23 protein-coding genes and 1 pseudogene are annotated in these 24,274 nt (G+C 71.1%); 8 read left to right on the plus strand and 16 right to left on the minus strand.

Translation table 11 applies throughout. The annotated features are described in order from the left end of the window. Positions 1 to 41: 41 nt before the first annotated feature. Entirely contained in the window at positions 42 to 1,130 is a 1,089-nt protein-coding gene (locus HDC36_RS00570; RefSeq protein ID WP_179563743.1) for an alkene reductase, read from the minus strand. A gap of 314 nt (positions 1,131 to 1,444) precedes the next feature. On the opposite strand from HDC36_RS00570, the gene HDC36_RS00575 reads away from it, so the two are divergent. Then, positions 1,445 to 2,653 carry an MFS transporter gene (locus tag HDC36_RS00575; RefSeq protein WP_179563744.1) on the plus strand — a complete coding sequence of 403 codons (1,209 nt, stop codon included), beginning with the start codon at positions 1,445 to 1,447 and terminating at the stop codon, positions 2,651 to 2,653. 136 nt (positions 2,654 to 2,789) lie between these two features. On the opposite strand, the gene HDC36_RS00580 is transcribed toward HDC36_RS00575, so the two are convergent. After that, on the minus strand, positions 2,790 to 3,893 hold the full coding sequence (locus HDC36_RS00580; RefSeq protein WP_255432554.1) for a tetratricopeptide repeat protein: 1,104 nt from the start codon (positions 3,891 to 3,893) through the stop codon (positions 2,790 to 2,792). Positions 3,894 to 4,362: 469 nt separating this feature from the next. Here HDC36_RS00580 and HDC36_RS00585 point away from each other — a divergent pair, with 469 nt between their 5' ends. The 5 genes from HDC36_RS00585 to HDC36_RS00605 all read left to right on the plus strand — a co-directional run bounded on the left by HDC36_RS00585 (position 4,363) and on the right by HDC36_RS00605 (position 8,129). Then, complete coding sequence (locus HDC36_RS00585; RefSeq protein ID WP_179563745.1) at positions 4,363 to 4,818, plus strand: PA2169 family four-helix-bundle protein; 456 nt, start codon at positions 4,363 to 4,365, stop codon at positions 4,816 to 4,818. A 223-nt stretch (positions 4,819 to 5,041) separates the two neighbouring features. After that, entirely contained in the window at positions 5,042 to 5,683 is a 642-nt protein-coding gene (locus tag HDC36_RS00590) for a 2'-5' RNA ligase family protein (protein WP_179563746.1), read from the plus strand. Further along, on the plus strand, positions 5,680 to 6,285 hold the full coding sequence (locus HDC36_RS00595; protein WP_179563747.1) for a hypothetical protein: 606 nt from the start codon (positions 5,680 to 5,682) through the stop codon (positions 6,283 to 6,285). The genes HDC36_RS00590 and HDC36_RS00595 overlap by 4 nt, the downstream gene beginning before the upstream one ends. Positions 6,286 to 6,355: 70 nt before the next feature. Continuing rightward, positions 6,356 to 6,544 (plus strand): oxidoreductase-like domain-containing protein, encoded by a 189-nt coding sequence (locus HDC36_RS00600; protein ID WP_179563748.1) that lies wholly within the window; start codon positions 6,356 to 6,358, stop codon positions 6,542 to 6,544. Between the two features lie 133 nt (positions 6,545 to 6,677). Then, positions 6,678 to 8,129 (plus strand): virulence factor family protein, encoded by a 1,452-nt coding sequence (locus tag HDC36_RS00605; protein ID WP_179563749.1) that lies wholly within the window; start codon positions 6,678 to 6,680, stop codon positions 8,127 to 8,129. 213 nt (positions 8,130 to 8,342) lie between these two features. Here HDC36_RS00605 and mprF read toward each other — a convergent pair whose 3' ends face one another. After that, positions 8,343 to 10,913: a bifunctional lysylphosphatidylglycerol flippase/synthetase MprF gene (gene mprF, locus HDC36_RS00610; RefSeq protein WP_179563750.1), complete on the minus strand. Its 2,571-nt coding sequence runs from the start codon at positions 10,911 to 10,913 to the stop codon at positions 8,343 to 8,345. A gap of 281 nt (positions 10,914 to 11,194) precedes the next feature. On the opposite strand from mprF, the gene HDC36_RS00615 reads away from it, so the two are divergent. Together HDC36_RS00615 and HDC36_RS00620 are read left to right on the plus strand one after the other, a co-directional pair. After that, positions 11,195 to 11,881: a DUF998 domain-containing protein gene (locus HDC36_RS00615; protein ID WP_179563751.1), complete on the plus strand. Its 687-nt coding sequence runs from the start codon at positions 11,195 to 11,197 to the stop codon at positions 11,879 to 11,881. After that, positions 11,878 to 12,222, plus strand: coding sequence for a RidA family protein (locus HDC36_RS00620; RefSeq protein WP_179563752.1), 345 nt, complete (start codon positions 11,878 to 11,880; stop codon positions 12,220 to 12,222). Before HDC36_RS00615 ends, HDC36_RS00620 begins: the two co-directional genes overlap by 4 nt. Before the next feature lie 163 nt (positions 12,223 to 12,385). Here HDC36_RS00620 and HDC36_RS00625 read toward each other — a convergent pair whose 3' ends face one another. The 13 genes and pseudogenes from HDC36_RS00625 to HDC36_RS00685 all read right to left on the minus strand — a co-directional run bounded on the left by HDC36_RS00625 (position 12,386) and on the right by HDC36_RS00685 (position 24,256). Next, positions 12,386 to 13,462 (minus strand): cyclopropane-fatty-acyl-phospholipid synthase family protein, encoded by a 1,077-nt coding sequence (locus HDC36_RS00625; protein WP_179563753.1) that lies wholly within the window; start codon positions 13,460 to 13,462, stop codon positions 12,386 to 12,388. 23 nt (positions 13,463 to 13,485) lie between these two features. Beyond that, on the minus strand, positions 13,486 to 14,268 hold the full coding sequence (locus HDC36_RS00630) for a DUF1295 domain-containing protein (RefSeq protein WP_179563754.1): 783 nt from the start codon (positions 14,266 to 14,268) through the stop codon (positions 13,486 to 13,488). Then, positions 14,265 to 14,816 carry a DUF2878 domain-containing protein gene (locus HDC36_RS00635; RefSeq protein WP_179563755.1) on the minus strand — a complete coding sequence of 184 codons (552 nt, stop codon included), beginning with the start codon at positions 14,814 to 14,816 and terminating at the stop codon, positions 14,265 to 14,267. The genes HDC36_RS00630 and HDC36_RS00635 overlap by 4 nt, the downstream gene beginning before the upstream one ends. Further along, complete coding sequence (locus tag HDC36_RS00640) at positions 14,813 to 16,174, minus strand: cyclopropane-fatty-acyl-phospholipid synthase family protein (RefSeq protein WP_255432555.1); 1,362 nt, start codon at positions 16,172 to 16,174, stop codon at positions 14,813 to 14,815. The genes HDC36_RS00635 and HDC36_RS00640 overlap by 4 nt, the downstream gene beginning before the upstream one ends. Next, positions 16,171 to 16,950: pseudogene (locus HDC36_RS00645) on the minus strand (DUF1365 domain-containing protein); the annotation flags it as partial. The gene HDC36_RS00640 and the pseudogene HDC36_RS00645, both read right to left, overlap by 4 nt. A gap of 80 nt (positions 16,951 to 17,030) precedes the next feature. Then, positions 17,031 to 18,293 carry an FAD-dependent oxidoreductase gene (locus HDC36_RS00650; protein ID WP_179563757.1) on the minus strand — a complete coding sequence of 421 codons (1,263 nt, stop codon included), beginning with the start codon at positions 18,291 to 18,293 and terminating at the stop codon, positions 17,031 to 17,033. Continuing rightward, positions 18,290 to 19,195 (minus strand): acyl-CoA desaturase, encoded by a 906-nt coding sequence (locus tag HDC36_RS00655; protein WP_218848011.1) that lies wholly within the window; start codon positions 19,193 to 19,195, stop codon positions 18,290 to 18,292. Before HDC36_RS00655 ends, HDC36_RS00650 begins: the two co-directional genes overlap by 4 nt. Before the next feature lie 1,060 nt (positions 19,196 to 20,255). Next, complete coding sequence (locus tag HDC36_RS00660) at positions 20,256 to 21,038, minus strand: anti-sigma factor (protein WP_179563759.1); 783 nt, start codon at positions 21,036 to 21,038, stop codon at positions 20,256 to 20,258. Then, positions 21,035 to 21,592 (minus strand): sigma-70 family RNA polymerase sigma factor, encoded by a 558-nt coding sequence (locus HDC36_RS00665; protein ID WP_179563760.1) that lies wholly within the window; start codon positions 21,590 to 21,592, stop codon positions 21,035 to 21,037. The genes HDC36_RS00660 and HDC36_RS00665 overlap by 4 nt, the downstream gene beginning before the upstream one ends. Before the next feature lie 58 nt (positions 21,593 to 21,650). Continuing rightward, entirely contained in the window at positions 21,651 to 22,022 is a 372-nt protein-coding gene (locus HDC36_RS00670) for a DUF4345 domain-containing protein (protein ID WP_179563761.1), read from the minus strand. 88 nt (positions 22,023 to 22,110) lie between these two features. Then, positions 22,111 to 22,899 (minus strand): hypothetical protein, encoded by a 789-nt coding sequence (locus HDC36_RS00675; RefSeq protein ID WP_179563762.1) that lies wholly within the window; start codon positions 22,897 to 22,899, stop codon positions 22,111 to 22,113. Positions 22,900 to 23,193: 294 nt separating this feature from the next. Beyond that, positions 23,194 to 23,760, minus strand: a complete 567-nt coding sequence (gene rnfB, locus HDC36_RS00680) for an Rnf electron transport complex subunit RnfB (RefSeq protein ID WP_255432556.1) — start codon at positions 23,758 to 23,760, stop codon at positions 23,194 to 23,196. Next, a complete protein-coding gene (locus HDC36_RS00685; protein ID WP_179563764.1) occupies positions 23,654 to 24,256 on the minus strand; it encodes an HAD family hydrolase in 603 nt (200 codons plus the stop codon). Before HDC36_RS00685 ends, rnfB begins: the two co-directional genes overlap by 107 nt. Positions 24,257 to 24,274 lie beyond the last annotated feature (18 nt).

The following is a 24,274-nucleotide window of genomic DNA, read 5'->3' on the forward strand; positions in this document are numbered from 1 at the left end:
CAGCGGCGGCGGCACGCGTGTGCCGCCGCGCGTCTGGTTTCTCAGTCCAGCGTCGGGTAGTCGGTGTAGCCCTTGGCGCCGCCGCCGTAGAGCGTGTCCGCATCCAGCGGGTTCAGCGGCGCGTCGCGGCGCAGCCGCTCCACCAGATCCGGATTGGCGATGAACGGACGCCCGAACGCGACCGCGTCGGCAGCGCCCGCGCCGAGCACCCGTTCGGCCAGCGCCTTGTCGTAGCCGTTGTTGACCAGCCACGGACCGCGGAACTTGGCGCGCAGCGCGGCGTAGTCGAAGGCGATGTTGTCGCGCGGGCCGCCGGTGGCGCCCTCGATCACGTGCAGGAAGGCCAGGCCCAGCGGATCCAGGCGTTCGACCGCGCGCTCGAACAGCGGCTGCGGGTCGCTGTCGTGCGCGTCGTTGGCCGGGGTCACCGGCGACAGGCGCACGCCGGTGCGCTCGGCGCCGATTTCCTGCGCCACCGCCTGCACCACCTCGAACAGCAGCCGGGTCCGGTTCTCGATGCTGCCGCCGTAGGCGTCGTCGCGGTGGTTGCTGCCGTCGCGCAGGAACTGATCGATCAGGTAGCCGTTGGCGGCGTGCACTTCCACGCCGTCGAAGCCGGCGGCGATGGCGTTGCGCGCGGCGTGGCGGAAGTCCTCCAGCAGCGCCGGAATCTCGTCCAGGCGCAGCGCGCGCGGTGCGGAGACGTCGCTGAAGCCCTCGGCGGTATAGGTCTTGGCGTTGGCGCGCAGCGCGCTCGGCGCCACCGGCGCGGCGCCGTCCGGCAGCAGGCTGACGTGCGAGATGCGGCCGACGTGCCACAGCTGCAGCACGATCCTGCCGCCGCGGCGGTGCACCTCGGCGGTGACCTGTTTCCAGGCGGCGACCTGCGCCTCGCTGTAGATCCCGGGCGTATCCATGTAGCCCTGGCCCATCGGGCTGATCTGGGTGGCCTCGGCGACGATCAGCCCGGCGCTGGCGCGCTGGCCGTAGTACTCGGGCGCCAGCGGCGAGGGGATGCGGCCTTCGCCTTCGGCGCGGTTGCGGGTCAGCGGCGCCATCACGATGCGGTTGGCCAGTTCGATCGCGCCCAGGCGCAGCGGGGCGAACAGGGGGGAAGCGGTAGCGGTCATCGGCAGGGTTTCTCGAACTAGGAATGGGGGCATGGACGGCACAGCGCCGAAGGCGTCGCCGTCTCCCGCTAAGACATGGGGATGGTCGCCCCGGTTGCGCGTCGCCGCGATGGGACAGTGCGTTGCTGGCGGCAGGCTCGCCAGCGGCGGCGATGCCGTGCTGGCGGCGCTGCGCGGCCTGCCTCGCCAGGCGGGAGGCGGACGGCTGGCGCGACGCCGGCGAAGACCGCGCGCAACGCGGTGTTGCACGCGCATGGGTGCCTTTGCATGCTGCGATGCACAATAATGGGCAGCCCTCGATCAGGTCCCAGGGCATGTCCACTCCCGTCACTCCCCAGGCGCCGCTGTCGCGCCGCGGCTACGTGCTGATCCTGTTCGCGCTGGCCATGGGCGGCTTCGCGATCGGCACCAGCGAGTTCTCCACGATGGGCCTGATGCCGTACATCGCGCGCGGGCTGGCGATCGACGAACCGCAGGTCGGGCACCTGATCAGCGCCTACGCGCTGGGCGTGGTGGTCGGCGCGCCGCTGCTGGCGATCGTCGGCGCGCGCTGGCCGCGGCGCACGCTGCTGCTGGCGCTGATGGGGTTCTACGCGGTCGGCAACCTGGCCAGTGCGCTGGCGCCGGATTACCACAGCATGCTGCTGGTGCGCTTCATCGCCGGGCTGCCGCATGGCGCCTATTTCGGCGTGGCTACCCTGGTCGCCGCGTCGATCAGTCGCCCCGACCAGCGCGGCGCGGCGGTGAGCCGGGTGCTGCTGGGGCTCAACCTGGCGGTGCTGGTCGGCAATCCGTTGGCGACCTGGCTGGGCCAGGTGGCGCAATGGCGCTACGCGTACGCGCTGGTGGCGGCGATCGCGGTGCTGACCGTGGTGCTGGTCGCGCGCCTGCTGCCGGCCGATCCGCAGGAGCCGCGGCAGCAGCCGCTGCGCGAACTGCGCGCGTTCAACCGTCCGCAAGTGTGGCTGGCGCTGGGCATCGGCTCGGTCGGTTTCGCCGGCATGTTCTGCGTGTTCAGCTATCTGGCACCGACCCTGACCCAGGTCACCGGCGTGTCCGAACGCTGGATCCCGTTCGCGATGTGCGCGTTCGGCTTCGGCGGCCTGCTCGGCAACCTCGCCGGCGGTTGGTTGTTCGACCGGCTGCAGTTCCGTGCGGTGCCGCTGGTGCTGCTGTGGTCGATGGCGGTGCTGCTGGCCTGGCCGCTGGCCGCGCACTCGCCCTGGGCGGTGCTGCCGGCGGTGGTCGCGGTCGGCACGATGGGCGCGCTGGCGCCGGTGTTGCAGACCCGGCTGATGGACGTGGCCAGCGAGGCGCAGACCCTGGCCGCGGCGTCCAACCATGCCGCCTTCAATCTGGCCAACGCGCTGGGACCGTGGATGGGCGGGATCGCGATCAGTGCCGGGCTGGGCTGGACGTCGACCGGTTACGTCGGCGCGGCGGCGGCGCTGGGCGGCCTGCTGGTGTACCTGTGGGCGCGCCACGACGCGCGCCGTGCGCAGCGCCTGGCGCAAGCCTGTTGAGCCGGGCGGCATAGGGCCTGGTGCGATCGCGCCAGGCGGGTGGGGCGGCGCGCTGTGGTAGGTGTGGCTGCGTGGATGCGCGACGCCGACGCCGACGCCACGCGCGCGGCCTGATCGGCTGCTCGCCCGCTGCGGCTCAGCGCTGCGCCTGGGTGTTGTGCGTCAACCGCCGCAACGCTTCCAGCTTGGCCTGGTAGCGCGGCTGCGCGGTCTTGTCGGCGTGCTCCACGGCTTGCTGCAACGCCCAGTTGGCGCGGCGCGGATCGCCATTGAGCAGATAGGCGCGGGCCAGGGCGAAATACAGCAGGTGCGCGTTGTCGTACAGGCGCAGCGCATGCCGGTAGTAGCCGATCGCCGCGGCATAGTCCTGGCGCCGTTCCGCCTCGTTGCCGAGCAGGTACTGGTGGAACGGGTCGGTCAGCTGCACCCGTTGCAGCCGCGCCAGCATCGCCGCTTCGTGCCGGCTGTCGCCCAGGTGCCGGTACAGGATGGCGGCGTTGGACAGCGCGGACACGTGGCCGGGATCGATCGACAGTGCGGTCGCGTAGTTGTTCGCGGCAGTCTGCGGATCGCCCTGGCGCAGCGCCAGCACCCCGAGGTTGTTCCAGGCGGCGGCGAAGTCGCGGTCCATCCGCAGCGCCATCTCCATGTGCTGCTGCGCGGCGGGCAGGTCGCCGTTGGCCATCAGCTCGGCGCCGCGGTTGTTGTAGTAGTGCGCCATTGCGCGGCGGTCGGAAATCGGCTGCGGACCGCGCCGGTCCATCAGCACGCTGCGGTCCAGGTCCACGCTGCGGCGACTGCCGTCGATGCGCACCAGGACGTTGACGTGGCCGGCGTTGTACAGCGCGTTGCCGTCCTCGTACCAGCTCAGGACGCGGCCCACTTCCTGCACCTGCGCGTCCACCCCGGCGTCGCGCGCCAGGGCCACGAACAGCAGGGTGAAGGACAGGCAGTTGACGCGTCGCGTCGTATAGCTCTCGGCAACGCTGTTGGTGGCCTTGGCGTCGTACTGCAGATCCAGGCCGTCCACGTCGAAGGCCAGCCGCACCAACTGCTGCAGGCGCTGCTCGGGCGGGCTGTGGCGGTCGATGCGCTGCTGCACCAGCGCATGCAGCGCGGGCGGGACGCGCATGATCTCTTCGGGGACGAGTGGCGCAGATGGAGCGGGCGGCGACGGCGGTGCGGGCGGCGGCGCGATCGCCGTCGCGGCGACCAGGGCGAATGCGGTCCAGCCGAACATGGCGCACCTCGTGGGGAATCCCGGATGGGAGGGTCTTTCGGCAAATATAGCCCTTTGCCGACGCGTCGCACGTGCCAGGGAATGCGGCCATCGCGGCCGCGTCCGATGCCGTGCCTGCCGGCTGGCTGGCCGGCGCCGCGTATTCATCCACAGCGATTGTGGATGAGTGCGGGGCAAGCATGTGGATAACTCCGCCGCGGCGTGCCGTGCCGGGCGCATGCACGGCACGGCGAAAATATCGCCAATGAGTGCCGCGCGCTGGCGATGAATGTTCGTTCATGCCTGCCAGCGTCGCGTGAGGACGCGGCCGTTTCGGCTCACGTGCACTTTATGCCCCGGCGTCCAGCATCTCTCCCACGACGCAACGCGGCAAGACTCTTCATCCCGCGGCCAAGCGACATCCAGGGAACACGACCCGACGTGCCCGTTGCGCGATGTTCGCCGGCCCATTGCAGAAGGAGTTCCATCCATGAGCATTCAGAGCAAGACCACTCACAGCCTCAACGACCTGATCGCCATTTCCCGCGACGGCAAGGATTTCTACGAAGAAGCGGCGCAGAAGGTCGGCGATACCGAGCTGTCCGCGCTGTTCCTGCGCATTGCCGGGGTCAAGTCCGACATCGTCAGCAGCCTGAGCGCCGTGGTCCAGGCGGTCGGCGGCAAGCCCGACGAGCACGGCACGCTGGTCGGCAGCATGCAGCAGATGTATGGCAAGGTGCGCGCGACGCTGGGCGACACCAAGTACGGTTACGTGGCCGAGCTGGAAGAGTCCGAGGATCGCCTGTTGAAGGCGTTCAACGAGACCATCGCCGACAGCGATACTCCGGTCGCCGCGCGCGATGCCGCCACCAAGCTGCTGCCGGAAGTGCGTGCCTGTCACGACGTGATGCGCAACCGCAAGCTGGCGATGAAGAACGCGGCCTGAGCCGCAGGCCGGGCTAGCGCCTGGCCTTCATCGACGGCAACGCACGTTGCGATCCGCGCGGATCGCAGCGTGCCGATGCCGAAATGCGCAAAGGCCGACCGGAGTCCATCCGGTCGGCCTTTTGCGTTGCGCAGCGAGCGGTCGCGCGCCGGGCGCAACGCGCTTGCTACCATGGCGGTCCCTGTCCCGTCGCCGCAGCGCCTGCGGCGTCCGCACCCTGCCGATGGCCCACGATCCTTCTTCCGCAAACGCGCAGTTCTCGCTCGGCTTCGCTGCGCCCGCGCCGCGCGAGAGCCTGTTCTTCGCCGTGCTGCCGGACCCGGCCACCGCGCAGCGCGCCTTCGCGATTGGCGAGCGCCTGCGTGCCGCGCATGATCTGCGCGGTCGCGCGTTGCCGGTGGAACGTCTGCATCTGACCCTGCATTACCTCGGCGAATACGCCGGCATTCCGCCACGGCTGTTGCAGCAGGCGCATGCCGCCGGACAGGCACTGGCGGCGGCGCCGTTCGAGCTGTGTTTCGATCGGGTCGCCAGCTTCGGCGGCCGCGCGCGCACGCGGCCGCTGGTGTTGCTTGGCGACGCCGAGCCGCCCGCGCTGCGCCGGCTGCGCGAGGCGCTGCAGCGGCAACTCGGCCGCCAGGGCGTGGCCACGCGCGCCGACGCGGCCTATGTCCCGCATATCACCCTGAGCTACGACGAGCAGACAGTGCCGCCGCAAACCGTGCCGGAACTGCGCTGCACGGTCGCCGCGCTGAGCCTGATCCGCAGCGTGCAAGGGCAGGGACGCTATGTGCACGAGGCGACCTGGCCGCTGTCGGCGGATGCGGCCGGGCCTGCGTCTGCCGGTGGCGAGGCGATCCGATGAGCGAACCGGCGCCGCCGCTGACCCTGCCCGCCGCGCAATGGGAGCAGTTGCAGGCGGCCTATGCCACGCCGCCGCGCGCCTATCACCATTTCGGCCATGTGCAGGCGGTGCTGGGCCACTATGCCGAGGTCGCCGCGGCCCTGGGCTGGCGGCAGCCGCGCGAGGTCTACCTGGCCGTGCTCTATCACGACGCGGTGTATCAGGCCGGGCGTGGCGACAACGAGGCGCAGTCGGCACGCATGGCGCAGGCGGCGATCGCGCAGTGGCTGCCCGCTGCCGGGCTGGACGCGGCGCGCGTCGCCGCGCTGATCGAACTGACGGCGCGCCATGGGCAACTGTCCGCCGCTGCGGTGGATGCCGAGGCGGCGCTGTTCCTGGATTGCGACATGGCCATTCTCGGCGCCGATCCCGCCGGGTTCGCCGCCTACGATCGCGCCATCGCCGAGGAATACCGCGGCGTGGTGCCGGGCTGGCTGTATCGGCGCAAGCGCCGGGCGTTCCTGAAGACGGTGCTGGCGCAGCCGCGCATCTTCCTCAGCGATTGGTTCCATGCGCGCTACGACGCGGCGGCGCGCGCCAACCTGCGCCAGGCGATCGGCTGAGCCGGCCGCGCCGGCGTTCTACAATGCGCACCTGTTCACGCCGCTGGCGTGCCACCCGCCGCGCACCGTGATGTCCGATCCCGATTCCGCCCCTGCCGATCCGTGCCCGCAAGCGCCGCAGCCGCCGCTGCCAAGTGATTGCTGCAACAGCGGTTGCCCGCTGTGCGTCCACGACCTGTACAACGACGAAGTGGCGCGCTATCGGCTGGCGCTGGCGGCGTGGCGGCTGCGCCATCCCGAGGCCGACCCGGGCGCGTGAGCGCCCGCCTGCGGGCGGCCGCGCCGGCCCCGCGTGCAACGTCCCGGCGTACCCCGCATGAACCGGCGCCCGCGCCGTGCTTCGCGCCGCCGCCGTTCGGGATTATCTTTACACGCCTTTTCAGGATTGCCGGATGATGCGAATGCGTGGCGGATGGATGTGGGGATGTGCGTTGGCCGGCCTGGCCGCCGCGGTTGCCGCCTCGGCGGCGCCTGCGACGACGGCAGCGGCGCCAGCGCCAGCCGCGCCAGCGGCGACACCGGCTGCGGTCCCGGAGAAACTCAGCCACGGCCGCTTCGAACAGGTCCCGGTGCTGCTGCCGCATGGCGAGGCGCAGCGCGTGGTGCTGTGGTTCGCCGGCGGCAAGCACGGCGAGGCGGCGCGCATGCGCCAGATCGAGGCGCTGCGCGACGACGGCGCGATGGTGGTGGTGATCGATGGCGCGCACCTGCAGGCGGTGCTGGCCAAGATCCCCGGCACCTGCGGTTTCTCCGCCGGCGACGTGGAGAACTTCTCGCGTTACGTGCAGGCCTACTACCATGTGCCGACCTACCGCCTGCCGCTGCTGGTCGGCGATGGCGACGGCGCCGCGCTGGCCTATGCGGTCGCGGCGCAGGCGCCCAAGCACCTGCTGGCCGGCCTGGTCACCGAGGATTTCTGCCCGGTGCAGGTGCTGGACGACCAGATCTGCGGCGCCGGCATCACCGCGCCGGCGCGCGCGCTGCAGCCGGCGACGCTGCCGCTGCCGTGGCTGGCGGCGATCGATGCGCCGGGCAAGCGCCGCTGCACCCAGCAGAGCGATGCGTTCTTGCAGAAGGTGCCGCAGGCGCGGCAGTTCCGCCGCAGCGCCAGCGGCGATCCGCTGCCCGGACTGCGCGCGGCGGTGCGTTCGCTGGGCGCGCAGCGCGGGGTCAGCCTGCCGCCGACGCCGGTCGACCTGGCCGGGCTGCCGGTGGTCGAGGTGCCTGCGGTCGCTGCGCCGGCCGCGGCAGGCGCAGCGGCCACCGGCAACGCCAACGACCAGGTGTTCGCGATCTTCGTTTCCGGCGACGGCGGCTGGGCCGGGCTCGACCAGCAGGTCGCCGGCGCGCTGGCCCAGGCCGGCATCCCGGTGGTCGGCGTGGATTCGCTGCGCTATTTCTGGAGCGAGCGCACCCCGCAGGGCTTCGCCACCGACCTGGACCGCATCTACCGCCACTACAGCCACCTGTGGCAGCGCGGACGCGTGGTGCTGATCGGCTTCTCGCAGGGCGCCGACGTGCTGCCGGCGGCCTACAACCAACTGCCGCCGGCGATGCGCGAGCAGGTGCAGGCCACCGCGCTGCTGTCGCTGGGCAAGACCGCCGACTACGAATTCCACGTCTCCAACTGGATCAGCTCCGGCGACGACGGCCTGCCGATCGCCCCGGAAGTGGCGAAGATGCCGGGCGCGCACACCCTGTGCATCTACGGCGAAGACGACGACGACACGCTGTGCCCGGACCTGCCGCACGGCGGCGCGCAACAGGTGAAGCTGCCGGGCGACCATCACTTCAAGGGCGACTACGCGGAACTGGCCAAGCAGATCCTGCAGCGCATCGATTGAGGGCCGGGATTGGGGATTGGGGATTGGGGATTCGCAAGAGCGGCATGTGTGGGAGGGGCTTCAGCCCCGACGCAGTGCCGCTGAAGCGTCGGGGCTGAAGCCCCTCCCACAAACCGACCGTTGCCGCGGGGCGTCATCCCCGGTCCCCTCAAATCCCTGTTTCCGCAGCCGAATGGCTACCAATCCCAAATCCCCAATCCCCAATCCCGGCCGTCAATCGGGCTTACGCGGATCCAGCGAAATCAGCCGCGTCACGTCCAGCAGCGCCGCCGGCAGATGCATGCCGCCGGGCGCGGCCAGGTAGCGGGTGCGCCAGGCCGGCGCGAACTTGGACTTGAAGCGGCGCAGGCCGGTGAAGCCGTAGAAGCGCTCGCCATGGCGCACGATCAGGTTGCCGAAGCGGTTCCAGCGTCCGGCCAGGCGGTGCTGGGCCAGGCCCGACAGCGGCGCCATGCCCAGCGAGAAGCGCTTGTAGCCCTGTTCGCGGCCCCACAGGAACAGCTCGATGAACAGGAAATCCATGGTGCCCTTCGGCGCATCGGCGATGTGCCGCATCAGGTCCACCGACAGCTCGTGTCCGGCCGGCGCCTGCCACAGGTTGGCGAAGGCCACGACCTTGCCCTCGGCCTCGACCACCGCGATCGGGAAGCGGCGCAGATAGGCCGGGTCGAAGCTGCCCAGCGAGAAGCCCTTCTCTTCGCCGGCCTTTTCCTCCAGCCATTGCTGCGAGACGTCGGCCAGCACCGGCATCAGCGCGTCGATCTCCTCCAGCGGCACGATGCGGAAGCTCAGCCCGCTGCGCTTGCCGCGGTTCCAGGCCTGGCGCAGGTCGGCGCGGTCGCGGCCTTCCAGGTGGAAGTCTTCCAGCGACACCATCGCTTCCTCGCCGAGCTTGACCAGGGTCAGGCCCAGGTCGAGGTAGGTCTGCCAGTGCTGCTCGCCGACCTGGTAGAACACCGGGCGCAGGCCCATCCGGTCGGCTTCCTCGCGGAAACGCCAGATCAGCGCCCGCGCGACCTCCGGGGGGCCCACCGGGTCGCCCATCGCCACCAGCGAGCCGCCGTAGCGCTGCATCATCACGAAACCCTGGCCGCCTTCGTCGGGCAGCAGCGCCTTGTCGCCGGTCAGCACCAGGCAGGCCTGGGTGTCGGTGGCCGCGGCCAGCACCGGCGCCAGCGCGTCCAGCTGCGCCGCGTCGGCCGCCGGCAGCGGCGAACGCGTGCTGTGCAGCAGCCGCGCCAGCCCGAACACCACCACCGCCACGCTGACCAGCAGCACCGCGCGCAGCGCCCGCGGCGCATTGGCCGAGGTGGCGAACTGCCACCACAGTTCGTTCTGGTATTCGACGTGGCTGTAGACGAAGAACAGCAGCCACACCGTGGCGATCAGCACCAGCCCCAGATTGCGCAGCCACGGCCACGACCAGGCCTCGTCGAGCAGCGCGCCCTGGCGGTAGAACTCGCGCCGGGCGCCCCACAGCCCGGCCGCCACCACCAGCGAGGACAGCGCCACCGAGGCGTGGCCGCCGCGCAGCCAGGCCGGCAGCGGCAGCAGCACGCAGATGCCGATCGCCAGCACCCAGGCCGCATGGCTGCGCCGCTGCAGGCCCTGGCCGATCAGCAGCAGCACCACGCCGCCGAGGCTGGCCAGCAGGTGCGAGGTCTCCACGATCGACAGCGGCGCCATGCCCAGGCGCCGCTTCGGTGTCGGCAGGGTGCCGTCGATGACCAGCGCCGCGCCGACCGCGAACACCGCCATCGCGATGATCTGCGGCAGCCACGGGCGCAGCGTGCCCCAGGCCACGCGCACCCCGCCGGCGCTGGCCGCCAGCGGCCGGCGCAGGCCCGAGACCGCGGCCATCAGCACCGACAGCAGCAGCGGCACCACGTAGTAGGTGATGCGGTAGATCAGCGCCGCCGCCAGCACCGCGGCCGGGGCCACGCCGGGCAGCAGCTTGAGCAGGCTCCATTCGAACACGCCCAGGCCGGCCGGCACGGTGGACATCAGGCCGGCCACCACCGCGACCAGGTACAGGCCGACGAAGCCGACGAACTCGATGCCCGATTCGTTCGGCAGCAGCACGTAGAACGCGGCGCTGGCCAGGCCCAGTTCGACCACGCTCAGCGCGGTCACGCCGAGCGCGGTGCGCCGGTCCGGCAGCCACAGTTCGTGGGTGCGCCAGCGCAGGATGCGGCCTTCGCGCCCGGCCAGCAGCAGCATCAGGCCGAAGCCGGCCAGCAGCGCTATGCCGAACGCGCGCACCGCCGAGGCGCCGAGCGGCAGCGCCAGCGCCGCCGACGCCGGTTCCAGGGTCAGCGCCAATGCCAGCAGCAGCCAGGCGCCGAACACGAAACCGAGCGTACTCATCAGCACCACCTGGCCGATCTCGGCCAGGCTCAGCCCGACCCGGCCGTAGCCGCGCAGGCGCACCGCGCCGCCGGTGAGCGCGGCGAAGCCCAGGGTCTGCCCGACCGCGTGCGCCAGGAACGCGGTGACGCCGATCCGCATCGGATGCAGCTTGCGCCCGCTGCGGTGCAGGCCGACCGCGTCGAAGCCGATCAGGCAGGCGTAGCTGCTCAGCCCCAGCAGCAGGGTCAACGCGATCTGGCCGACGCTGAGCTGGTTGAAGGCATGGCGGATCGCGGCGTAGCCGTGAGTGCTGAACTCGGTGGCCAGCGCGCGCAGCGCCAGCGCCAGGATCGCCAGGCTGAACACCACCGGCAGCGCACGGCGCCAGCCAGCGGCGGAGGGGGACGGGGAAACGGAGGGCGCGGCGTCGGTCATTGCAGGGGAGCGTAAGCGAAGGAGAGAGGGAACTGTGCGCAGGCGCCAGCGGCGTCGCGCAGGCATGTGGCGTTGGCGGTGCGGGCCAGCGCAATGGCGCGCCTGCAGGCGGAACGGGGCTGGTGCATCGCGATATCGGGTGGCCTGGGGCTGTACCGGCGACACCGGCGACGCGCATCATAGTGGAATCGCACGTCGGCACCGCGTCGGTGTGCGCGGAGGGTGCGGGCGCGCGCATGCGTCGCGCATCGCGTTTCCCGCTACGACCCGGAGCCGATCCCATGCCGACGCCCCTGGCCCGCGCCGCCGCGCCGCCGCACTGGCCGCGCGCCGCCGGCGCCCTCGCCACGCTGCTGTGCCTGCTGTTCCTCGGCGTGGCGCTGGCGCTGCAGCTGCTGCGCGCCGACCTGCACTGGCAGCAGGCGACGCTGAGCCTGTACCTGCACGGCCCCGGCGGGCTGCTGCTGCGGATTGTCTACGTGCTGCTGGCGGCGGGCATCGTCGCGCTGGCCGCCGGCCTGTATGCGCAGGCCCCGCCGCCGGCACGCAGCGCCGCGCCCCTGCTGCTGTTCGCGGTCGCCGGGCTGGGCCTGTGCGGGGTGGCGATCGGCGACAGCTACCTGCCGCAGCGCGCTCCCTTGCTGGCGCCGCTGTTGCACGCGCTGTTCGCGCAGACCGCGTTCCTGTGCGCGACCAGCGCGATGCTGCTGCAGAGCGCCTGGCTGCGCCGGCAAGCGCCGTGGCAGGGCCATGCCGGCACGGTGATGGCCCTGGCGGTGGCGGCGTTCGTGGCGCTGTGGGTGCATGTGCTGTGGCGCGCGCCGCCGCGCGGGCTGACCCAGAAGCTGGCGATCGTGCTGATCCTGGCCTGGCTGCTGCTGGTCGCCTACCGGCTGTGGCGGCCTGCAGGCCTGGCGCAATCGCGCGACAATGCCCGGGTTTCCCCTCTTCAGGACACCGCCTCATGATCCAGCGATTCGATACCGGCCCGCGCATGTCGGAAATGACCGTGCACAACGGCGTGGCCTACCTGGCCGGGCAGATCGCCGACGACGCCAGCGCCGACATCGCCGGCCAGACCCGCCAGGTCCTGGCGGCGATCGACGAACTGCTGGCGCGCGCCGCCAGCGACAAGAGCAAGGTGCTGCGCGCGGAGATCTACATGACCGACCTGGCCGAGTTCGCCGAGATGAACAAGGTCTGGGAAACCTGGGTCTGCCCGGGCAGCACCCCGGCACGCGCCACCGTGCAGGCCAAGCTGGCCAACCCGGAGTGGAAGATCGAGATCGTGATCACCGCTGCCGTGTGAGTGGAAGGCCGGGATTGGGGATTGGGGAGTCGGGATTCGATCCCCACTTCCGGCTGCCTGCACCATGCGATCGCTGCAAGGGCCGCTCCGCATCACGTCGCCCTTCAGGGCACGCAGCCCCGCCTTTGCGACTCCCCAATCCCGACTCCCCAATCCCGGCGCTTCAACGCCTGACGAACCGGTAATGCGCCACGCCCCACTGCTGGCCCTGCTCGTAGCCGAACAGCTCCGCGCAGGCCATCCAGAACATGCGCCAGCGCTGCCACCAGATCTTCGCGTCGCGGCCGTAGGTGGCCTGCAGCACCGGCATCAGTTCGGCGCGGTGCCGGTCCTGGTTGCGTAGCCAGGCGTTGGCGGTCTTCTCGTAGTGTTCGCCGGACAGCAGCCAGCGCCGTTCCAGCGCCAGGTCGTCCTGGAACTGCAGCAGGGTGTCGGCGGCCGGCATCAGCCCGCCGGTGAAGAAGTGCCGGCCCATCCAGTTGTCCTCGCCCTGCACCTCGAACGGGTAGGCCAGGTCGCGGTGGCAGAAGATGTGCACGAACAGCCGACCGCCCGGCACCAGCCACTGGCCGATCCGCGCCAGCAGTTCGCGGTAGTTGCGCATGTGCTCGAACATCTCGATCGACACCACGCGGTCGAAGCTCGCGTGCGGCAGGGTCAGGGTGTTCGCGTCATGGGTGATGACCTCCACGTTGCGCAGCCCGCGTGCGCGGCACTGCGCCTCGATGTGCTCGCGCTGCGGCCGCGAATTGGACACCGCGGTGATGCGCGCGCCGGGATAGTGCTCGGCCATCCACAGCGTCAGCGAACCCCAGCCGCAGCCCAGTTCGAGGATGCGCTGGCGGTCGCGCAGCTGCGCGCGTTCGGCGTACAGGTGCAGCATGCGTTCCTCGGCCGCGTCCAGGTCCGGGGTGCCGGCGTCCCAGTAGCAGCTGCTGTACTTCAGGCGCTTGCCCAGGCACAGCTCGAAGAAGCGCGGCGGCAGTTCGTAATGCTGGCGGTTGGCGGCATCGGTCTCGATCGCGATGGCGCTGCCGCGCAGGGCCTCGACGAAGGCGCGCTGGCGTTCCCAGGCCGCGTCGGCGCCGCCGCGGCGCTCATCGCGCAGGCGCTGCGTGCACAGCTTGCGCATCGCCGCACGCAGCAGCGCATCGGGCAGCAGGCCGGATTCGGCCACGCGGGTGGCCAGCGGTTCGGCCGGCAGCGCGGGCGCAGGCGAAGGGGCGAGGGTGCTGGACATCGGGCAATCTCCTGGAAGCGGGGTCATTGCCGTGGCGGCAACGGAAAGAAGGCGCTGGTGCTGCGCTGGTAGTCGGCGTAGTCCTGGCCGCGCGAGCGCAGCGCCTGTTGTTCGGTATAGGGAATGCCGGTGACGCGGTACAGGAACGCGAACATCAGCAACGGCCCAAGCGCGGCGATGCCGACCCACAGCGCGCCGCTGCCCACCGCCAGGAACACGTAGGCGAACCAGTGCACGAACTCGAAGAAATAGTTCGGATGCCGCGAGTAGCGCCACATGCCGCGGCGGCAGGTCTTGCCCTTGTTGCCCGGATCGGCGCGGAACGCGGCCAGCTGGCGGTCGGCCAGGCTTTCCCCGCCCACCGCGAGCAGCCAGGTCGCCAGCGCCAGCGTGGTCCACACGCTCCACTGCGGCAGCGGAGCGTGCGCGGCGATCGACAGCGGCACCGCGAACAGCACCACGACCAGCGCCTGGCCGAGGAAGAACAGCAGGAAGCGGCGCTGGTCGCCGTGCCAGTGTTCGCGCAGCGCGCGATAGCGGCCATCCTCGTGCGCATCGCCGAACACGCGCACGCCCAGGTGCCAGGCCAGGCGCGCGCCCCACACTCCGCCCATCGCCGCGGTCAGCACGCGCGGCAGCGCGGCGCCGTCGGCGCGCCAGGCGCAGTACAGCGCGGCCAGCGCCATGCACGCCGCCCACAGCACATCGACCACGCCGGCGTTGCCGCTGCGTCGCTGCCAGGCCCAGCCGGCGAGCATGACCAGCGCAGTGAACGCACCCACGTGCAGCAGCGGCCAGGCGTTCATGGCGCGGCGCCTGCGATGCGTGGCGCGGGCTGCGCCGTCGCGGACAACCGCCGCGTCGCCACGCTCAGCACGGCCAGCGCCGCGGCCCAGGCCAACGCCAGCGCGAGCACGGGGTGCAGCAGCGGCGCGCTCAGCGTCACCGCCTGCCAGCCGCGCGCGGCCAGCACGTAGCCGAGCGGGCCGAACACCGCGCCGAACAGCGCCGCGCGCCACGGGTGTCGCATGACCCAGGCCAGCGAATGGTTGAAGGTCAGCGCGAAGCCGGCCCACAGCGCCAGGATCCACAACGGCGGCCACGGCGCCGGCGGCAGCGCCGCGGCGTAGCGTACCCAGCCGCCCGCGGCCAGCACGGTATCGACGCCGGCGCCGAGCAATAACGCCAGCGCCATCAGCGCCGCATCGCCGCGCGCGCGGCGGCGCGGCTGCAACTGGTACAGCGCGAACAGCGCCAGCGCCGCCGGGCCGGCCCAGGCCAGCCCGTGCCCGGCGCCCATCACGGCCGCCAGCCACAGCAGCTGCAGCGCGACGTAGTTGGCGAGGTTGCTCATGCGTCGCCTGCCAACGCCGGCGCAAACTGCGCCGGGCGCGCGCCCGGCTTGCTCAGCCACAGGTGCACGTCGCCGATCGAGCGCTCCAGGAAGCCGCCCTCGCAATAGGCCAGGTAGAACTCCCACATGCGGATGAAACGTTCGTCGTAGCCCAGCGCGCGCACCTGCGGCAACTTGGCCATGAAACGCTGGCGCCAGGCGCGCAGGGTCAGCGCATAGCTGGGGCCGATGTCTTCCAGGTTGAACAGGCGCAGGTCGCTGGCCCGCGCGATCGCGCCGGTCATCGCCGCCACCGAGGGAATGAAGCTGCCGGGGAAGATGTGGCGCTTGATGAAATCCACCGATTTCAGCGCCTGCGCGTAGCGGTGGTCCTCGATGGTGATGGCCTGGATCAGCGCCTGGCCGTCGTCCTTGAGCAGGCTGCCGACCTTGCCGAAATAGGTGTCCAGGTACTGGTGGCCGATCGCCTCGATCATCTCGATCGAGACCAGCCGGTCGTAACGGCCGTCGAGGTCGCGGTAGTCGCGCAACAGCACCTCGACCCGATCGGACACGCCGGCCGCGTCCACGCGCTGGCGGGCCAGTTCGTACTGCTCGCGCGAGATCGTGGTGGTGGTGACGCGGCAGCCATGATGTCTGGCCGCATGCAGCGCGAAACCGCCCCAGCCGGTGCCGATCTCGACCACATGGTGGTGCGGCTGCAGGTCGAGCTTGGCACAGATGCGCTGCAGCTTGCGCTCGGCGGCACGCTCCAGCGCGGCGTCGCCGAGCGCGGCGTCTTCATCGCGGAAGATCGCCGAGGAATACATCAGGTTGCGGTCCAGGAACAGTTCGAACAGCGGGTTGCCCAGGTCGTAGTGCGCGGCGATGTTGCGGCGGCTGCCGGCGCGGGTGTTGCGCGCCAGCGCGTGCAGGCCGCGCATCGCCATGCCGCCGAGACGGGCCAGGCCGGTCTCCATCGCGTCCAGGCGCTCGCGGTTGCGCACCAGCAGGCGCACCAGCGCGACCAGATCGTCGCATTCCCACAGTCCGTCCATGTACGCCTCGCCGACGCCGACGCTGCCGTTCAGCGCGGCCTGGCGGTAGAAGCGCGGATCGCGGATGCGCAGGTGCGCGTGCAGTGCGCTGTCCGCCTGCGTGGCGCTGCCCAGGGGGGCGCTCCCTGACGTGGCGCTCCCTAACGTGGCGCTCCCTAACGTGGTGATCGCGCCGGCTTCCTCGATGCGCAGCTGGCCGTCGCGCAAGCCGTCGAGCGTGGCCAGCAGGCGCCGCCGCAGCAGGCGGTCGAGGCCGCGCAGCGGCGGCGCGGCCGGGGTCAGCGCGACGGAAGCGGAGGAGGGCGCGTGCGGAGCGTTCATCGGCGTTCTCGCGGAAGGGAATGGTCGGGGTGGTCGTGCACCGGATTGCCGCGCAGCCACAGGCGCAACGCCTGCCAGTGGATCTTGGCCACGACCTGCAGGGTCATCGCCGGATAGCGCAGCAGCGCGCGCGCCAGGCTGGCGCCGGAGAGTTCGCGCCGCTGCAGCACCAGCGTGGCGTCGAAGCGCCTGGCCGTCGGCTGCGGATCCAGCACGTCCATGTGCACGCGCAACTGCGCGCCCGGCTCGCTGCAGCGCCATGCGTACTCGTGCGCCATCGCCATGAACGGCGAGACGTGGAAGCGCTTGTCGAAACGCCAGGCATGCACGCTGCCGTGGCTGCGCGCGGCGGCCACCGGCAGCACGTAGGCGTGGCGCTGCTTCCACGGCGTGTTGGTGATCTCGGCGACGATGCTGTGCAGGCGCTGCTGCGCGTCGTGGCAGTAGTAGAAGGTGACCGGATTGAAGCAGTGGCCGAAGTAGCGCAGGTGGGTCAGCATGCGCACCGCGCCGAGCGGGCGTTCGCCGCAGTGCTGCTGCACGCGGTCGCGCACGGCTTCGTCCAGCGCTTGCGCCGGATCGCCGAGGTAGTCGCTGCGGCGGAATTCGACCAGGTTGCGGTGGCCGACCGACCACAGCCAGCGCCGCGCGAACACCTGCTCGAGTTCGGCCAAGTCCAGGTACATCAGGAAGATCGGATAGCGGAACGCCAGCGGCTTGGGCGCATGGCGGCGGTGCCGGACCCAGCCGCTGTAGAGCGCGCTGTGCAGCCCGCGCTTGGTCGTGCCCGCCGCCGCCGGCGTTGTCGAGACGGCGCCAGCCGGCGGGGCGGACACGGTAGCGCTGCGCAGCAGATTCATGGCCAGGGTACCCCTAGCCCGGCGGCGACGTCGACCGCGCTGCGCAGGCCGTCCTCGTGGAAGCCGAAGCCCCAACCGGCGCCGGCGAACCAGGTGCCGCGCTGGCCCTGGATCTCGCCCTTGCGCGCCTGCGCGGCGACCGAAGCGTGGGTTTGCAGCGGGTGCCGGTAGCGCATGCGCCGCAGCACCTTGGCCGGATCGATGTCGTCGCTGCGGTTGAGGCTGACGATGAACGGCTGCGGCGAGGCGATCGACTGCAGTGCGTTCATCCAGTAGCTGACCGTGCATGGCGCGTCCGGATCGGCCGGCACGTGCGCGTTCCAGGCGGCCCAGGCGCGGCGGTTGCGCGGCAGCACGCGCGCATCGGTGTGCAGCACGGTGTCGTTGTCCTGGTAGGCGATCGCGCCGAGGATCTCGCGCTCTGCGGCGCTGGCGTCGTTGAGCAGGCGCAGGGCGTCGTCGGCGTGGCAGGCCAGCACCACGTGGTCGTAGTGCTGCGCATCGGCGTCGCTGTCGGCCTCGGTCAGCACCGATACGCCCTGCGACAGCCGCTGCACCGAACGCACCGGCGTGCCGATGCGCTCGTGCACCCGCCAGCGGCTGCGCAGCGCGCGCACGTAGCTGTTGGAGCCGCCTTGCACCACTTGCCACTGCGGCCGGCCGCTGATCTGCAGCATGTGATGGTTGGCCATGAAGCCGATCAGCTGGCGCATCGGGAACTGCAGGATCCGCTGCGACGGCGAAGACCACAGCGCCGACGCCATCGGCACCAGGTGCGCGTCGCGGAACACGTCCGAGTAGCCATGTCGCTGCAGGAATTCGCCCAGCGTCAGCTGCGCCTGCGCGGCATCGGCCAGCACCTGCGGCGCCTGCCGGTAGAAACGGCGCAGATCGCCCAGCATGCGCCAGAAGCGCGGGCTGGCCAGGTTGCCGGGCTGGCAGAACAGGCCGCCGAGACTGCCTGCGTTGTATTCCAGGCCGCTGCGCGCTTCGTGTACCGAAAAGCTCATCGTGGTCGGTTGCGCGGCCACGCCGAGCTGCGCGAACAGTTTGCTCAGCAGCGGATAGTGCTGCGGGTTGAACACGATGAAGCCGCTGTCCACCGCGTACTCCACGCCGCCCAGTTCGATCGCATGGGTATGGGTGTGCCCGCCGAAGTAATTGGCGGCCTCGTACAGGGTGACCTCGTGCCGTTGCGACAGCAGCCAGGCCGAGCCCAGCCCGGCGATGCCCGAGCCCACTACCGCGATGCGGCTCATCGTGCGCGCGCCTGCGCCCGTACCAGCCCTGCCGGTACCGGCCGCAACTGGCGGATCAGGCCGGTCCACGACAGCGCCTTCAGGCCATACCAGGTCAGGTCGATTTCCCACCAGCGGAAGCCTTGCCGCGCCGCGCCGGGGAAGAAGTGGTGATTGTTGTGCCAGCCCTCGCCGAAGGTCAGCAGTGCCAGCCAGGCGTTGTTGCGGCTGTCGTCGCGGGTGTCGAAGCGGCGGCTGCCGAAGCGGTGCGCCAGCGAGTTGATGGTGAAGGTGGCATGGAACAGCGCCACGGTGGAGACGAAGAAGCCCCACACCAGCAGTTGCGGTCCGTCGGTGCCGAGTTGCGGATGGTGGCGTTGCAGCCAGCCGCCGAGCAGGAACAGCGCCAGCGCCAGCAGCACCGGCAGCAGCAGGTCGAAGCGGTCGAGGAAGCGCAGTTCCGGGAAGCGGCGCAGATCCGGGATCGCCTCCCAGTCGGTACGGAAGCCGCGCGGGGTCAGGAACCAGCCGCTGTGGCTCCACCAGAAACCGTGTTGCCGCGGCGAATGCGGGTCGGCCGGGGTATCGGTGTGGCGATGATGGTTGCGGTGGTGCGCGGCCCACCACAGCGGCCCGCGCTGCACGCAGGTCGCGCCGAGCGCGGCGAACAGGAACTGCACCACGCGCGAGGTCTTGAACGCGCGATGCGCGAAGTAGCGGTGGTAGAAACCGGTGAGCGCGAACATGCGCACGGCGTACATCGCCACCGCCATGCCCACTGCGAACCACGACGCGCCGACCCAGAACACGCCAAGGCAGGCCAGGTGCAGGGCGAAATAGGGTGCGGCGCGCAGCCAGTCGATGCGATCGGCGCGGGCCTCGTCCAGTTCGATCTCCGCGCCGGTGTCGAACCAGCGCCGCAACGTGCGCGCCACGCCGCCGCGGCGCGCGGGCGCCTCGGCAGGCGCAGCGGTGGGTTCACGGGGCTGGTCCGGAACGGGGCTTGGCACAAGCGCATCTCGTGGGGATTCGGATAGCGATACGGACAAAGCCGGAAGACGGATGCACTCGCGTCGCGGCGTCTGTGCGCACTGCGGCCGGCATCGATGGCCGGCCACGGCAGCGCATGCGGTCGCCGCTAGCGGCGGCGTCCACTCAGGTCGAATCGTCGGAGGATCAGGCTGCCCGGCGCATGCGCGACGGCTGCGGCGATGCTGCCTGCGCGCGAGTGGTGGCCGGGTGAACGTGCGGGTTCGCGGTGCTTCTGATGATCACGCGCAGCGCGAGCGCCGAGCGTGTCACCGACACACGGCGCTCAAGCCCCTCTCCCACCGGGAGAGGGGTTGGGGTGAGGGTGCGTCGGCACGGACAGGCTGGCGCATCTGGATCTTTGAGGCTTCGCCCGTACCCTCATCCGCCCCTTCGGGGCACCTTCTCCCGCAGGGAGAAGGGAGGTGCGCAGTCTGCGTTGCATTGTCTACAAGCCGCAGTAGCCCCTCTCCCACTGGGAGAGGGGTTGGGGTGAGGGTGCGTCGGCACGGACAGGCGGGCGCGTCTGGATCTTTGAGGCTTCGCCCATACCCTCATCCGCCCCTTCGGGGCACCTTCTCCCGCAGGGAGAAGGGAGGTGCGCAGTCTGCGTTGCATTGTCTACGAGCCGCAGTAGCCCTCTCCCACCGAGAGAGGGGTTGGGGTGAGGGTACGTCGGCACGGACAGGCTGGCGCATCTGGATCTGTGAGGCTTCGTCCGTACCCTCATCCGCCCCTTCGCGGCACCTTCTCCCGCAGGGAGAAGGGAGGTGCGCAGTCTGCGTTGCATTGTCTACGAGCCGCAGTAGCCCCTCTCCCGCCGGGAGAGGGGTTGGGGTGAGGGTACGTCGGCACGGACAGGCGGGCGCGTCTGGATCTTTGAGGCTTCGCCCGTACCCTCATCCGCCCCTTCTCCCGCAGGGAGAAGGAACAGCTGGCGCCGCGGCGGCCTGGCTACGGCGCCAGGCGCAGCGTGCTGATACCGCCCTTTGCCACGATCGGACCGGTGGCGACGCCGCCGGGCGCGCCGCCGGGTGGTTCCATCGTCACCGCCAGCAAGGCACCGTCGCTGAGCAACGGCATCAGCGCGTCGGGAATGCGCGCCGCGCGCGCCTGCGCGTCGTCGAACACGCCCATCGAGCGCGCCTTGCCGTCGGCCGGGATCAGCCACAGCTCCGGCACGCGCGCGGGGTCGCGGCTGCCGGCCAGCGGGGTCAGGGTGATGCGCTTCTTGTCGGCGTCCATCAGCACCACGTAGCCGGGCTTGCCGTCGTCCTGCATCAGCGTCGAGGTCATCGCGATGCCGGTGTCTGCTGGCGCCGTGGCGACCGGCGGGGTGGGCGTTTGCGGCGGGAGCGGCTGCCGCGCGACCATCAGCGTGAGCATGCACGCCGCTGCGGTGGCGAAACCGCCGGCGCTCAGCCAACGCCAGGTGCGCGCGCTTTCCCAGAAGCCAGGCGATGCCGTCGGCGCGCGCGGCACCGGCGCATCCAGGCCGAGCGATGCGCGGATGCGCACCCACACGCGTTCCGGCACCGCGACCGGCGCGATCTCGTCGGCCAGCGGCATCAGGTGCTGCTGCCATTGCGTTACCGCCGCGGCGAACTCGGCGTCGGCGTCGATGCGTTGTTCGGCGGCGCGGCGTTCGCTTGCATCGAGCACGCCAAGCACGTATTCGCCGGCCAGCACGTCGCGCGGCGGCGGGGTTTCCTGCGGATCGGGCACGGATGCGTTCATCGTTCCAGGCACGCCTTCAGCTTGGCCAGACCGCGCCGGATCCAACTCTTGACCGTGCCCAATGGCGTTCCGCTGCGGTGAGCCAGCTCCTCGTAGGTGATGCCCTCGAAGAACGCGGTGCGGATCAGGTCGCCGCGCGGCGGCTCCAGTTCGCCCATGCACACGTCCAGGCGCCGTCCGGCGACGCGCCACTCGGTCTCGGCCAGCGGGTCGCGGCCGTCGTCGTGCAGTTCGCCGGCGTCGTCGAGCGCCACGGAGTGACGCGCCGGCGCGCGCGCGCGCAGGTAGTCGATGGCCTTGTTGCGCGCGATCATGGTCAGCCAGGTGAGGCCGCGCGCGCGCTGCGGATCGAACTGCGCGGCCTTGCGCCAGACCGAGGTGAACACTTCCTGCAGCACGTCTTCGGCTTCGCCGCGCTGCGGCACGATGCGCAGGCATACGCCGAACAGGCGCGACGACGTGGTGCGGTACAGGCGTTCGAACGCGGCGCTGTCGCCGGCCGCAGTGGCGACCAGCAATTGGCCTGCTTCGTCGTGATCGGGCGTCTCGGTCATGCCGGGGAGCGGTGGCGAAGGTGGCAGCGATGCTACAGGCTTTCGGCGCGCGCGTCGCTCAACGACGCTGCCCGCGCCACAGCGCGAGCGCGGCGAGCAGCAGCGCGATCTCGAACACGGCCAGGCCGGTGGTGGTCGGTCCGACCGGCCACAGCCGCAGCAGGCTGGCGCTGCGGTAGAGCACGATCGGCACGTAGAAGGCGAGCGCCAGCACCAGCCCGTTACGGATCTGCCCGCTGCGGGCGAAATAGCCGAACAGGAACGCCATCCCCAATTGCAGGCCGCCGTAGATGACCAGGTATTCGGACTGCCCGGAGCGGTCCAGGCCGATGTAGCCGACCGCGGCGGCGGTCTGCGCCGGCAACAGCGTGCACCACAGCGCGAGGACTGCATAGAGTGCAGCGTTGAACCACAGATAGGCCTTGGCCATGGATGTTCCTTGTCGGGAGGTGTGGGAGACCGCTGCATAGGTGTAGCGGCCGCGACGCAGACGGACGTGAAGGTGGCGCCGGCGCGATTCAGCGCGCGGCGCATTGCGCGACCAGCGGTTGCTGCAGCGCCTGGTTCCATGCGGCGGCGTCGGCCTGACCGCGCAGCCGCTCGGGGAAATCGATGCGCACCTGCGCGTAGCGGCCGCGCGCGTCGCGGACGTTGCCGATGCCGCGGAATTCGAGCAGGCGGCGGTCGTTGCGCGTGTAGGCGACCGCGATATTCGGCAGCACGCCGCCGTACCAGGCGTCCACCGACAGGGTGTAGCGCTGCACGCCGGCGTCGGCCGCCGCGGGCTTGATCTGGAACTCCAGCGTGCGCAGGGCGCTGGGCAACACGAAGGCGACGCGTTGCGGTGTGCCCTGGCTCAGCGCGTCCCAGTGCAGGCGCAGAAAGGCATCGAATCCGGCATCGATCACCTGCGGCGCCGCCGTCGCCGGCAACGGCGCACTGCGTTCCGGCTCGCCGTCGCGCTGGCTGAACATCACCCGGCCGCCGCCGGCACGGCGCACGCCTTCGCGGTAGCCGCTGCGCGCGTCGACCAGTTCGAAATCCGGGGCGATGCTGCCGTCGGCGATGCGCTTGCGCGCGAACGGCGTGCCGTCGGCGCAGCGGTACAGCACCAGCCGCGCGCCGTCGTCGCGCACCCAGTGGCTCTCGCGGTACAGCAGTTGCTGGCCGTTCGGCGCATAGGCCAGCCCGTCGTAGTGCAGCATCGCCTGCGCCGGGGCGGCGACGCCCAACACGGTCAGGCACACAGCGGCGGCCAGCGGCTGGCGCGCGCGGGCGAGTGGGGAAAGGGCGATCGGCATGGGCATGCGTGGCGCTTCCGCGAGACGGTGACAGCTGGCAATACGCAGCGGGCGCCGATCCGGATGCGCTGACGGCCGCGCCGACGCCGGACGCCGGGGCGCGTCATCCATTCCGGGCAGGCCGCGTCAGGTCGCGCGGCGCGGACCCGGCGGCTGTCCTGGCAAGCCCGGCTCGCAAGCGCGCTCCCGCGCCTGCACGGTGCTGCGGCATCTCGCGGGCGCGGACATGCGCTCATCCCTTTCCGCTTGCTTGCACCATGCACGCGCAAGCGTGGCGCGATCCGTGCGGGGCGCTGGCGCCTAGACCGGGCGCAGCTCGATGCAGTCCACCGGGCATGCGGGCACGCACAGCTCGCAGCCGGTGCACAGCGGTGCCAGTACCGTGTGCATGTGCTTGGCGCCGCCGACGATGGCGTCCACCGGGCACGCCTGGATGCACTTGGTGCAGCCGATGCAGTCGGCCTCGATCACGAACGCCACCTGCGGCGGCTTGTGCGTGCCGCGGCGGCGGTCGTAGGGCAGCGGCACGGTGCCCAGCGCGCGCGCCAGCGCCCGCGCGCCGGCATCGCCGCCGGGCGGGCAGCGGTCCACCTGCGCCGCGCCGCGCGCCATCGCCTCGGCGTACGGGCGGCAGCCATCGAAGCCGCACTGGCCGCATTGGGTCTGCGGCAGCAGGCGATCGAGGCGTTCCAGCAGATTGTCTTGGGCGGGCTTCATGGCGGATTCGGCGTGCCGGATGCGGCGCGCTGCAGGACGAGGGTCAGGCGATGCGGCGTCCGCGGTACCAACGCTCGTGCGCCAGCGCCAGCATCGGCCGGTCTTCGCGGCTGTCGCCGTAGGCGTAGACGCGCGGATAGGCGGCCACATCGTAGCGCGCGCGGATCAGGCGCGCCTTGTGCGGCCCGCAATCGCCATCGGCGTAGCGGCCGGTCAGCCGCCCGTCGCGCGCTTCCAGGCGGTTGCAGATCAACGCCAGCCCGTGCTGCTCGCACCAGGGCTGCAGGTACAGGTCCAACGATCCGGACACCAGCACCAGGCTGTGGCCCTGCGCGCGATGCCAGGTGATGCGCTGCATCGTCTCCGGGCGCAGCAGCGTCGGCAGCACCTCGTGCGCATACGCCTGGGCATGCGCGGCGATCTCTTCGGCGGCCCGGCCGGCGAACACGATCCGGGTGACCGGCCTGCGGATCGCCTGCGCCGAGATCAGGCCCAGCCGATAGCCGGCCAGCCACGGCCCCACCGACCACTTCGCCCGCGCCAGCTGCCGCGGCGTGGCGACGCGGCGCAGGAACCGCGAATAGGTATCGGTGGTGGTGACGGTGTGGTCGAAGTCGAAAAGAGCAAGGGATTGGGGATTCGGCATTGGGGATTCGCAAAGCGC

Source organism: Xanthomonas sp. JAI131 (genome assembly GCF_013410075.1).
GTDB lineage: Bacteria > Pseudomonadota > Gammaproteobacteria > Xanthomonadales > Xanthomonadaceae > Xanthomonas_A > Xanthomonas_A bonasiae.